We start from the raw sequence: 11,386 nt of genomic DNA on the forward strand, positions 1-11,386 counted from the left end.
TCCGCCATCGCCTCCACATAGGCGTAGGCGTCGTAAAGCTCGGTCTTCTGCTTGGGGGTGAGTGTGAGGCCCGCACGCATGGCGAGGGTCTCGAACGCCTCCTTGGTGATTGTGGGTTTTGGCACGAGCGGCTCCCTTCCTCAGAATCCGAATGCAACGAGTGACGGTATGTGGCGGTATACTGCCGTCTCCGCCGCCGGGCAATGGCAGGCGATAGATTCCGCGGGCTATTCCTCACCCGCACGGCGGCTTGCAACGATCCACTTGCCGCCGCGACCGGCACGAATGCCGTAGGCCCACACACGGACGCGGTTCGCCAAAGTCCAACCGAAGAAGAGTTTCGATAACAACAAAGGCGTGCAAAAATATGTCGAAGTGTGCAAAAATAGGTTTATAGGGGCGCGTTCCCGCGCCCTCGTGCGCTTTCCCGGAGATGTTCGTATCTCCAAGACAGAGCGGTACTGCACGGGAATCGCATATTTCTTCTTCAATCCCGGTGAATGGATGGCGTCTCCCGATCTTCCCCCATGGCTCCTTGAGCTGAGCATGCTTCTCCAACGCGATGTCGCTGCGGCGGACGCCGGAATCATTCGGATCGAAGTGTCCGCGCTTACGGCGCTCTGGGCCTGCTCGCCGGTGGAAGCCGAATGGATTCTATCCGAGGCGGCGACGCATGCGGGCCTTGCTGTCGGCGTGGCGCAAGAAGGCTTCTTCGACGTGATGACGATCGAAGAGGCTCATGCCGCTCTCGATGAAATGCAGGAAGCGCATCGACCGAAACGGCCTCATTGAGGCGCTGATCGCTAGGCAAACCCCTTGTCGAGTGGTGACTGAGGAAGACGGGAGTGCCGTTCGATTGCGATGCCGAAGGTCGTTATCGCTAGCCATGAGGAGATGAAGGCTGGCACCATGGCCGTGGTATTCAACGCACATTGACGGTTGCTGCGTGCGAGCCGAGTGCCATGCATCACGGAGAATAAATGGCGATCGACATCCTTTCGATAGGCGAGGCGATGGTGGAGTTCAATGCCGCCGGGCCCGCTGCGGAAGGAGCCACTTACGTCCAAGGCTACGGCGGCGACAGTTCGAACGCCGCGATCGCCGCGGCACGCCAGGGTGCTTCGGTCGGCTATATAAGCGCTGTCGGCGCCGATCTCTTTGGCGAATCGCTCCTGGCCCTTTGGGCGCGGGAAGGCGTCGACAGCCAAAACGTAAAGCGCGACCCATCGGCACCGACGGGAATCTATTTCGTCACGCATGGGCCGGCCGGCCATAGCTTCACATACTACCGCCGCGGCTCCGCGGCGAGCCGCATGACGCCGGCTGATGTCTCCGAACACGCGATCGCGGGCGCGCGAATCCTGCACGCGTCCGGCATCAGCCAAGCAATCGGCAAAAGTGCCGAGGCGGCTGTGACTCACGCGATCGAGCTTGCGAAAAAGCACCGCGTGAAGGTTTCCTACGATACCAATTTGCGCCTTCAGCTTTGGCCGATCGAACGCGCGCGCAAGGTGATCCACGCTTCGATTGCGCGTGCCGACATCGCCCTGCCGAGCATCGAGGATGCCCGGCAGTTGACCGGGCACCATGATCCCGATGCCGTCGTGGATTTCTATCTCGACCTCGGTGCCCCCCTCGTCGTTCTCAAGCTCGGCGACCAAGGTTGCCTCGTCGCGACCGCCACGGAGCGCAGGCGAATTGCGGGACACGTCGTCACGGCAGTCGATGCGACGGGTGCGGGCGATACATTCTGCGGGACCTTTCTTGCTCGCATTGCGGCCGGCGACGACCCATTCGCCGCGGCGCGCCAAGCCAATGCCGCAGCCGCCCTGTCGACCATGGGCTATGGCGCCGTGGCCCCGATCCCAACGCGCAAGGCGGTTGAGCGCTTTCTGGCGGACCGCCAAGCGCATGCCGTATCGTGAGGTCCGCAATATGAGCGAAACTCTGTCCACCAGATCGGTTGAAATCGCCAAAATACTGGCTCTTGCGCCCGTGGTCCCTGTCCTGACGGTCGAGGATCCCAAGACCGCGGTGGCGCTCGCGAGGGCGCTCGTCGAGGGCGGGCTTCGCGCGATCGAGATCACGCTACGCACCGATCGCGCGCTCGATGCGGCACGGGCTGTCATGGCGGAAGTGGAGGAAGCGGTCGTGGGACTCGGCACCGTCCTCACCCCATCGCAGATTGTCGCCGCATCGAAGCTGGGCGCGCGGTTCGCCGTGAGCCCCGGCCACACACCCGGTTTGCTCGACGCAGCGCTCGATGTTCGCCTTCCCTATCTACCGGGTGCCGCCACGGCGTCAGAGACGATGGAATTGCTCGAGCGCGGCTATACCCACATCAAATTCTTCCCGGCCGAATCGCTGGGCGGGGTCGGTGCGTTGCGAGGGCTCGCGGCCCCCTTGCGCGCGGCCCGCTTTTGCCCGACAGGCGGCATCGATGCGGAAAAGGCAAAGGCTTATCTCGCACTTCCCTCGGTCGCCGCAATCGGCGGTTCCTGGGTCGCCCCCGTCGAACGGATCGCCCAAGGCGACTGGGCCTCGATCACCGGACTTGCCCGTCAGGCGGCAGCACTCCGCCCGGCAGCCGCGACTCAGCGATAGGGTCGCATGTCCCGGCGGCACGAGGGCGCGTCTTGAGCCTGTCGGACTCGGCCGAATGACTCATTCGTCCGTCGGGCGCTCGCAAAGGCCGCAGGCGATATCCAGATTTCGGCTTTGCGTTTCAGCCGAAATCCCATCGTGACATTTAAGTTTCATGGGCGGGCGAAAGAGTACAATTAATTGGATTCGAAATACCGTCGACTTCACCTATTGAGAGCAGATCAGGGTAAAACTAAAGGGCCGCCACAGCATCTCCCGCGGCGGCCCCGGTATTTTCGTCCGATTCGGACCGGATCAGCCCTTAAGGGCGGCCAAGGTCGCCTTGTCGAGCTTGCCGGTGACCTTCAGGCCATGACCCTGCTGGAACGACTTCACAGCGGCGCGGGTCTTCGGGCCGTACTTGCCGTCGACGGTAAGGTTGGCGCCATTCTTGTTGAGCGCTTCCTGCGCGGACTTGACCGTGTCACTGGAATGATGGTGGGCCATGGCGGCGGCGGCCGGGCTCGTCATGGTGGGAACTACGGCAACTGCGCCAAATGCCAAGGCGGTAGCTAGTGCTGCGATGCGGATGGTCGTCTTCATGTTTTAACACTCCTGTGGAAGCAAGAATTGTGTCGAAACCATACTACAAGATCTCGGTGCATGCGATGGCAAGCAAGAGCCTGACGCACATTTTTTGCGGTCTTTAGCGGTTCTTTTCTCGGTGCGCCTTGACTTGGGCCAGAGCACCGGATCGGATCAGCCCAAGATCGCCAGCGCCTACCACAATATCGTAGCCGCGGTCAAACAACTCCTGCCAGCCATAGGGCCCATATGGTACCGCACCCATCGGTTTTCCCGCCTTTTTTATGGCCTTTTCGGCCCGCTCAAGGAGTGCAAGGACCTCGGGATCGTCAAACCGGCTTGGCTTGCCGATGCTCGAGGCGAGATCGTTCGGCCCGATGAAGAGGATATCCACACCTTCGACTTTCGCGATCTCGGGAATGTTCTCGACGGTCTTGACTGTCTCGACCTGACACATGATCAGGAGATTGTCGTGCGCGGTGTCGAGATAGTGCCGCTGTGCAAGCCCGTAATCCGCACCCCGAATGCCGCCGGTCGCGTTGCCGCGCGTGCCGCGCGGGGGGTAACGGCAGGCCTGCACCGCCGCCTTGGCCTCCGCCGCCGTCTCGACCATCGGGATCATGACTCCTTCGATACCGATATCGAGGGCGCGCTTGAGATAGACCGGATCGTTCCACGGCACGCGCATCATCATTGTCGTCCCGGCGGAACCGGCCGCCTGGAGGAGGCCGATCGCGCTCACGAGTGTGCCGGGCGCATGCTCATGGTCGATGAGGCCGAAATCGTAACCGGCGTAACCAAGAACCTCGGCTGCCAGAATGCTCTCGCTCAGCACCCAGAACCCTAGCGCTTTCTTCCCGGCGGCAAGCCTTTTCTTGAGCAAATTCTCCCGGTACATCGTCGGGGCCCCTCCTCGTATGGTGGATGTGAAGTTTCCACGATTTTAGCGGCAGTTGCGCTTATGAGCGTCAAATCCGAGTACCACACTAACATCTACATGTTGCTCGTGTGGCTTTGAATCCGAAGTTCGCGCACCGTCTCGCACCCAGACAGGGCGAATTTCCGATTCGCCACACGAGTGCGATTGAACGAGACGATCGTTGAACGGGTGTTGCTCGCGCGGCGCCCGATTATGACGGAGGGGTAGCCCGGCGTCAGGCATTTTTGGTTGTGTGCCGGCGGGCGCTATAGTCTTTGGCGTGACCGCACTCGCGCACCGATCATCCCTCCTACCCGAGCCGTTTGCCGGCTGGTTCGCCCGGCGTGGTTGGACGGCTCACGCGCATCAACTCGAGATGCTCGAGTCCGCGAATGCCGGCTTATCGACACTCCTGATCGCGCCCACGGGTGGAGGCAAGACGCTCGCCGGCTTTCTGCCGACACTGGTCGAGCTTTCTCGCCACCCGACCGATAACCTCCACACCCTCTACATCTCGCCCTTGAAGGCACTTGCCGTCGACATCCACCGCAATCTCGACGCACCTATCGCCGAAATGAAATTGGCGATCCGTGCCGAGACGCGGACCGGCGACACGCCACAGGCGAAACGTGCGCGTCAGCGGCGCAGCCCGCCGCAGTTGCTGCTCACCACGCCGGAATCCCTAGCGCTCCTCCTGTCCTACGAGGATGCGGGAACGTTCTTTGCCGGCTTGCGTGCGGTGATTGTCGACGAACTCCATGCGCTTGCCGACAATAAGCGCGGCGACCTCCTCTCGCTTGGCCTCGCACGCCTCCAGCGCCTGGCAACCCGGTGCCGCCGCGTCGGTCTCTCGGCCACGGTGGCCGAGCCAACGATCCTGCTCGATTGGCTTTCCCCCGCGGCCGATCGGGTGCAAGCCCCTGTGAGGCTCCTGCGCGGCGGTGGCGGGGCAGAGGCATCGATCTCGATCCTCACGCCCGGCGAACGGATTCCGTGGTCCGGCCACATGGCGCTACACGCAATGCCCGAGGTGATGGCCGCGATCCGCGAAGCCGGCACGACGATTGTCTTCGTCAACACGCGCGCCCAGGCGGAGCTCGTGTTCCAGGCCCTTTGGCACCTCAACGACCAGAACCTGCCGATTGCACTCCATCATGGCAGCCTCGCCGCCGAGCAACGCCGCAAGGTCGAAGCCGCCATGGCGCGCGGCGCGCTCAAGGCGGTGGTGGCGACGTCGTCACTCGACCTTGGAATCGATTGGGGGGCAGTCGATCTCGTGATCCAGGTCGGCGCTCCCAAGGGAGCCTCACGTCTCTTGCAGCGTATTGGACGCTCGAACCACCGCCTCGATCGTCCAAGCCGCGCGATCCTCGTGCCCGGCAATCGTTTCGAGCTTCTCGAATGCCGGGCGGCAATCGCGGCCGTGGCCGACGGCGAGCTCGACAGCGAACGGCCGCGCCAAGGCGCTCTCGACGTGCTCGCCCAGCACATCGCGGGCATGGCCGTCGCAGGCGGCTTTCATGCCGAAGCACTTTATGCCGAAGTGATGGCGGCGGCCCCGTATCGCAGCCTGTCGCGCCGCGAGTTCGATGACGTACTCGCCTTCGTGGCGACGGGCGGATACGCCCTCGGGGGTTATGAACGGTTTCGGCGCCTTGCTCGCGACGAGACTGGATTCTATCGACCGGCTTCGCAAGACGTCGCAAGGCGTTACCGAATGAACATAGGCACAATCGTCGAGCAGCCGACATTGCGGGTCAGGCTCAAAGGCGGGCGCATGCTCGGCGAAGTCGAGGAATATTTCGTCCAAGGCTTAATGCCGGGCGACACCTTCGTCTTCTCGGGTGAGCTTTTGCGCTACGAAGGCATACGCGAGACGGTTGTCGAGGTGACCCGTGGCGCTGGCGAAGCGCCAAAGGTTCCGGCTTATGCGGGGGGCAGACTGCCCTTGACGACGAACCTCGCAGGCCGCGTACGCGCGATGATCGCCTCGCCGGCCGCCTGGCGTCAGCTTCCCGCCGAGGTCGTCGAGTGGCTCCGCATGCAGCAAATTCGATCGGTCCTGCCCATGCCGGAAGGACTCCTGGTCGAGCTTTTCCCCCGCGGCGGTAAGGAATATCTCGTCGCTTATTGCTTCGAGGGCCGAAACGCTCACCAGACCCTCGGCATGCTTCTCACCCGCCGGATGGAGCGCGCGGGGTGCCGTCCGCTCGGATTCGTCGCGAGCGACTATTGCATTGGGGTCTGGAGTCTCAGCCAACCGCGCGACGTGCCCGGTCTTTTTGCCCAGGACATGCTCGGCGACGATCTCGAGGCATGGATGGCCGATTCGAGCATGCTCAAGCGCACGTTCCGTAACGTGGCGGTCATCGCCGGGCTGATCGAGCGTCGGCATCCTGGGCAGGAAAAGACCGCACGCCAGGTCCTCTTCAACGCCGATCTCATCTACGACGTACTGCGCCGGCACGAGCCGAACCACGTCCTCCTTCGGGCTACGCGCGCCGACGCGGCGACGGGCCTGACCGACGTGCGCCGGCTCGCCGACATGCTCGCACGGATCGAGGGGCGCATCACGGTCCGGCGGCTTTCTCGGGTCTCTCCTCTGGCCGTGCCGGTTCTGCTCGATATCGGTCGCGAGAGCGTCTACGGTGCAGCGCTCGACACTTTGCTCGACGAAGCGGCGGCAGAGTTGATTGCGGAAGCGCTTGCGCCACCCGACGCGCAAGGCGTGCTATTGTAATCTCAGCCGTAATTGAACGGACAGTCGAGACGCGAGGGCGAGATTGACGACGACAATAACGCTAAACGGCGCCGAATTGACGCTCGATCCGTCGGGTGCGCTTTGGTGGCCGCAGGCACGATGCCTCGTCGTCGCCGATCTCCATCTCGAGAAAGGTTCGAGCTATGCGCTCGTGGGGCGGATGCTCCCCCCTTACGACACGCGCGCGACGATCGAGCGACTGGCGATTGTGCTGCGGCGCTACCGTCCCGACCGCGTCATAGCGCTTGGCGATAGCTTCCACGATGGCGATGCGCGTTCGCGTATGGCTGAAGACGACGCAGAACGCCTCACCCGGCTCGTTCGCGATCACGATTGGATTTGGATAGAAGGCAACCACGACCCGTCGCCACCGGTGGAACTTGGCGGGCGCGTCGAGGCCGAACTCTCGATGGATCCGCTCGTCTTTCGGCATGAGGCCAGTAAGGACGGGCGGGGCGAGGTCTGCGGACATTTTCATCCCAAGGCCGCCGTCAGGGCGCGCGGTCGGCGCATCTCCGGCCGGTGCTTCGTAACCGATGGTACGCGTCTTGTGCTTCCGGCCTTCGGCGCCTACACGGGCGGGCTCGATGCTCTGGATCCCGCGATTGCGGGCCTGTTCGACGGTGTGGCGCGCATCTATCTGATCGGGCGAGAGGGAATATATCTTTTTGGCGCCGACCGGCTCGAGCGCGCGGTGCGGGGCGAGATACCATTCCCCGTGCGTTGAGCTCAACGGGGGTCAACGCGGAAGTCGAGCGGAACCCCGTCGAGGCCATCGAATTGTGCCCGAACGAGGACCCCATCGGGGCCATACCACAGCTCGCGGGTGGTGTCGCCGGATATGCTGACGTGGCGCGCGGGTACGTCCCGTCCGTTGACCGGCAGCGGGACTTCTGCACCCACGCTAGACTTGACCGAGAGCAATTTGCCAGTCTCGACATCGAGGACCGCGTCGCTTTTGGTCATGTCGATGTGCCAGAGGGTCGATGGCACCAAGTTTGAAGGCGCTTCGAAATGCCCGCCGTCTCCGTCGACAATGAAGCCGCTCGGCGTGCGGGTCGCGTCGACGCCTGCGGACTCGTCGTCGTTGTTGACGATCGCGGCAAGCTCGACCAGCTTGCCATCGGTCCAGGTTTCCTTTGCACGCAGTACGTAGCGATGGGTCACGTAAACATTGATCCGTCGCACCGTGATGTCGATCTCGTTGTCGATCAGCAGCTTGGCGCCGGCGTGATGAACGATCATGGTCTGCCGGCCGACCTTCAGGCCCTCGCGCCAAATCGTCCAGCGGATCGTTCCTTCCGGTGCATCGATGGCATAAGCGCGGATTGGGTCGGCGACGGCAATGAATGCGAGAAGAAAACATGCGACGGTGCGGCGAGCGGCGGCGCGACGACAGTCGCTCATATCGGCATTTTGGCTGCATACGCAGCCGATTGCCCCCGCGCCGGCATCCGTCGCCTCCTCCGCCGAATTTGCTTCCCCGCGCGAGGCTAGCGATCCAACGGCTGATCGGTCAAGCGCGCCGCCTGGCCCCGGGCGCTTTTCGCACGCCCGCTGTTTGTTGTAAGGTTGCCCCATGAGACGGCAGACGGCCAAATCCGCCCCCAGCGTCCTGGTCCCCTTTGGAAAGCACCGCCACGATCATCGGGATTGCCAGGCGGCCGCCCTCGACACCGCGGAGCGCCTCTGCACCCTGCGCGGCGCCCGCTTGACTTACCTGCGGCGCCGGGTGCTCGAGCTCATATGGCGCAGCCACGATCCGATCGGCGCCTATGCGATCCTCGATGCGCTCCGGGAGGAGGGACGCGGTGCAGCACCACCCACGGTTTACCGAGCGCTTGAGTTCCTGAGTGAGCAGGGGCTGATCCATCGGATCGAGTCGCGCAATGCCTATGTCGGTTGCGCCGATCCGGAGCACGGCCATACCAGCCAGTTCCTTGTATGCGGGCGCTGCGGGGCCGCATCCGAACTCCACGACGCGCGCATAGCCGGTGCGATCGCCGAGCGCACGAAGGAAGCAGGCTTTCGCGTGCAGCACCTTGTCGTCGAAGCAATCGGGCTCTGCCCGAGCTGTGCTGCGCAAATGCCGGCTGCGTGAGTTTCGATTTCACCGAGGTTCGGCCTCCCTCAGCTTCCCGTTCGGCTCGTCTCGTGCGCAAGCCAAAGGGCGAGGGTGAAGAGTGTGAGCGCACCCGCCTGATGTGCGGCGGCTAGTGGCACCGGCACGACCAGCAAGAGCGTCGCAATGCCGAGTGTGATCTGCAGCACGACCGCGAAAAGCAATAGGTTGGCGGCTAGGCGCGCGCGAGGGGGAAGCGCCCGGCGCCAAAGCGAGATCCAAAACGCAATGATGATTGCAAGGCTGACGAAAGCAAGAATGCGGTGATTGAATTGGGCCGTTGTCGCGTTCTCGAAGAAATTTGCGAGCGCCGGCGATCGGTCAAAAAGCCCATCGGGAATAAGTCTGCCATCCATCAGCGGAAACGTGTTGTAGACGAGCCCGGCGTGTAGCCCCGCCACGAAGGCACCGGAGAGCATCACGAAGAAAATCCATGCAACGAGCCGCAACGCTCGCCTTGCGGCTTTTTTTCCCCTCGGATCGTGGCCGGTGCGCGTTTCGCTTTGGGCCGGCGACTTCGGCCAAAGATGATCGAGGGCCAGCCAGAACATGCAAGCGTAGATGATAAGGGCAAGGGCGAGATGGGCCGCCAAACGGTAGGGACTTACCGACGTGCGCTCGACCAGGCCGCTCCTGACCATGAACCATCCAAGCGCACCCTGCATCGCCCCGAGCGCCAAGATTGCCGCAAGACGCCACGCGAGCTTGCGATCCACGCGACCGCGCGCCGCGAAGTAGACAAAGGGCAGAAAGAACGCGATCCCGATCGCGCGACCGAGGAGGCGGTGGATGTATTCCCACCAGAAGATCGACTTGAACTCGGCGAGCGTCATCCCCGCGTTCAAGATCTTGTATTGGGGCGTTTGCCGGTAGAGGTCGAACTGCGACTGCCAATCCGCCGCATTGAGCGGCGGGATCGTCCCCATGACTGGATTCCACTCCGTTATCGAAAGGCCGGAGAGCGTTAGCCGCGTGATGCCGCCGATGACGACCATGGCGAACACCAGGCCGCAACAACAGAGCAACCAATAGCCGATATCCCTTGTCGCGGAGGGTTCACCGGCCGATGTGCGAACGAAGTCGATTGGCGCCATGGGCGGGAGAGTGCCGGCCTCCTGGCCCTATCGCAAGTGGCTGCGCTGATCGGCCGCGCCGAGTGGATGGCCCGGCCGGCTTGGCAAGGCTCGAATGGGTTCCTAATGCAATCTCAGTTCGTGGCCGGCGTAGCGGATTTCCTTGGGGTGGATGAGGCCCACATTGCAGATTCTAACCGAATGAAGCTTGCCCTCGAGGTTGCGCTCCCAGTATTCGAGGAACCGGCGTAAGACCGGAAAATCCGGGCCCATATCGAGTTGCTGCCAGATAAAGCTCTGCAGCAGGGCCGGAAAATCCGGCAGATGGTAAAGGATTTCGGCCGTTGTCAGGCGATAATCCTTTGGAATCAGTCGGGAAACGCCCATTGCCTTGGCACCTCATGCTGACGTCTGCTCGAAACCGCGACCCTGCCTGCTTGACGATGCAAGGGGTGGGCCGCAGACCAGACAGTCGATTGTGCAAGGATAAGCCCAAAGGAGACAATAAAAAGTTAATCAAATCAATGATTTATCAGCATTTGAACGAGAGTGCTGCCAGGCGCCGCGACAAAATCTGAAACAGCCTCTTGAACATATTGTTCGGCAATCCTAAATCCGTGGCACTCAATGGGGGTGAGTGCTAACAATAAGCCCTACATTGCGCCGCAAATATCCCATAACGGAGGACCAATCATGAAGTTTCGACCGCTGCACGACCGTGTGCTCCTGCGCCGTATCGAGCAGGAGCAGAAGACCGCCGGGGGAATAATCATTCCCGACACGGCGAAGGAGAAACCCCAGGAAGGCGAGGTAATCGCCGTCGGCCCGGGCGCGCGCGATGAGAACGGCAAGCTCATCGCCCTTGACGTCAAGGCCGGCGACCGCGTGTTGTTCGGCAAATGGTCGGGCACCGAGGTGAAGATCGATGGCGAGGAACTCCTCATCATGAAGGAGTCCGACATCATGGGCATCATCGAGGGCGCCAGGGCCGGCAAGGCGAAAGCCGCTTAGGGAGGAGAGTTCAATCATGGCAGCGAAGGAAGTAAAATTCAGCGGCGACGCTCGTGCGCGCATGCTGCGCGGCGTCGATATCTTGGCGGACGCCGTCCGGGTTACCCTCGGCCCCAAGGGCCGCAATGTGGTGCTCGACAAATCGTTCGGCGCACCGCGCATCTCGAAGGACGGTGTCACGGTCGCCAAGGAGATCGAACTGGCCGACAAGTTCGAGAACATGGGTGCGCAGATGCTGCGCGAGGTCGCGAGCAAGACCTCGGACGTGGCAGGTGACGGCACCACGACGGCGACCGTGCTTGCGCAGGCGATCGTGCGCGAGGGCATCAAGG

13 protein-coding genes are annotated in these 11,386 nt (G+C 62.6%); 8 read left to right on the forward strand and 5 right to left on the reverse strand.

All coding sequences use genetic code 11. The annotated features are described in order from the left end of the window. The first annotated feature begins 417 nt into the window (after positions 1-417). The 3 genes from VEJ16_06735 (at position 418) to eda (ending at position 2,604) form a co-directional block, all read left to right on the forward strand. A complete protein-coding gene (locus VEJ16_06735; protein HYB09347.1) occupies positions 418-792 on the forward strand; it encodes a hypothetical protein in 375 nt (124 codons plus the stop codon). Between the two features lie 188 nt (positions 793-980). Beyond that, positions 981-1,925 carry a sugar kinase gene (locus VEJ16_06740; protein HYB09348.1) on the forward strand — a complete coding sequence of 315 codons (945 nt, stop codon included), beginning with the start codon at positions 981-983 and terminating at the stop codon, positions 1,923-1,925. A 22-nt stretch (positions 1,926-1,947) separates the two neighbouring features. Next, a complete protein-coding gene (eda, locus tag VEJ16_06745; protein HYB09349.1) occupies positions 1,948-2,604 on the forward strand; it encodes a bifunctional 4-hydroxy-2-oxoglutarate aldolase/2-dehydro-3-deoxy-phosphogluconate aldolase in 657 nt (218 codons plus the stop codon). A 294-nt stretch (positions 2,605-2,898) separates the two neighbouring features. Here eda and VEJ16_06750 read toward each other — a convergent pair whose 3' ends face one another. Beyond that, positions 2,899-3,186: a peptidoglycan-binding domain-containing protein gene (locus tag VEJ16_06750; GenBank protein ID HYB09350.1), complete on the reverse strand. Its 288-nt coding sequence runs from the start codon at positions 3,184-3,186 to the stop codon at positions 2,899-2,901. 103 nt (positions 3,187-3,289) lie between these two features. Then, positions 3,290-4,066, reverse strand: a complete 777-nt coding sequence (locus tag VEJ16_06755; GenBank protein ID HYB09351.1) for an aldolase/citrate lyase family protein — start codon at positions 4,064-4,066, stop codon at positions 3,290-3,292. Positions 4,067-4,367: 301 nt separating this feature from the next. On the opposite strand from VEJ16_06755, the gene VEJ16_06760 reads away from it, so the two are divergent. Both VEJ16_06760 and pdeM read left to right on the forward strand, forming a co-directional pair. Beyond that, positions 4,368-6,827 carry a ligase-associated DNA damage response DEXH box helicase gene (locus tag VEJ16_06760; GenBank protein ID HYB09352.1) on the forward strand — a complete coding sequence of 820 codons (2,460 nt, stop codon included), beginning with the start codon at positions 4,368-4,370 and terminating at the stop codon, positions 6,825-6,827. A gap of 43 nt (positions 6,828-6,870) precedes the next feature. After that, complete coding sequence (pdeM, locus tag VEJ16_06765) at positions 6,871-7,575, forward strand: ligase-associated DNA damage response endonuclease PdeM (protein ID HYB09353.1); 705 nt, start codon at positions 6,871-6,873, stop codon at positions 7,573-7,575. Between the two features lie 2 nt (positions 7,576-7,577). On the opposite strand, the gene VEJ16_06770 is transcribed toward pdeM, so the two are convergent. Beyond that, positions 7,578-8,255 carry a DUF6134 family protein gene (locus VEJ16_06770; GenBank protein HYB09354.1) on the reverse strand — a complete coding sequence of 226 codons (678 nt, stop codon included), beginning with the start codon at positions 8,253-8,255 and terminating at the stop codon, positions 7,578-7,580. A gap of 172 nt (positions 8,256-8,427) precedes the next feature. Here VEJ16_06770 and VEJ16_06775 point away from each other — a divergent pair, with 172 nt between their 5' ends. Beyond that, a complete protein-coding gene (locus VEJ16_06775) occupies positions 8,428-8,949 on the forward strand; it encodes a transcriptional repressor (protein HYB09355.1) in 522 nt (173 codons plus the stop codon). Between the two features lie 29 nt (positions 8,950-8,978). Here VEJ16_06775 and VEJ16_06780 read toward each other — a convergent pair whose 3' ends face one another. Further along, the gene (locus VEJ16_06780; protein HYB09356.1) at positions 8,979-10,064 is read right to left on the reverse strand and encodes a COX15/CtaA family protein; all 1,086 of its coding nucleotides are present in this window, start codon (positions 10,062-10,064) and stop codon (positions 8,979-8,981) included. A 102-nt stretch (positions 10,065-10,166) separates the two neighbouring features. After that, positions 10,167-10,430, reverse strand: a complete 264-nt coding sequence (locus VEJ16_06785; GenBank protein ID HYB09357.1) for a Usg family protein — start codon at positions 10,428-10,430, stop codon at positions 10,167-10,169. Positions 10,431-10,736: 306 nt separating this feature from the next. Between VEJ16_06785 and groES the strand changes: the two genes are divergently transcribed. Then, on the forward strand, positions 10,737-11,054 hold the full coding sequence (gene groES, locus VEJ16_06790; protein ID HYB09358.1) for a co-chaperone GroES: 318 nt from the start codon (positions 10,737-10,739) through the stop codon (positions 11,052-11,054). Positions 11,055-11,070: 16 nt separating this feature from the next. Further along, a partial coding sequence (locus VEJ16_06795; protein HYB09359.1) for a TCP-1/cpn60 chaperonin family protein occupies positions 11,071-11,386 on the forward strand: 316 nt, incomplete at its 3' end.

The sequence above is a fragment of the Alphaproteobacteria bacterium genome (genome assembly GCA_035625915.1).
Classification (GTDB): domain Bacteria; phylum Pseudomonadota; class Alphaproteobacteria; order JACZXZ01; family JACZXZ01; genus DATDHA01.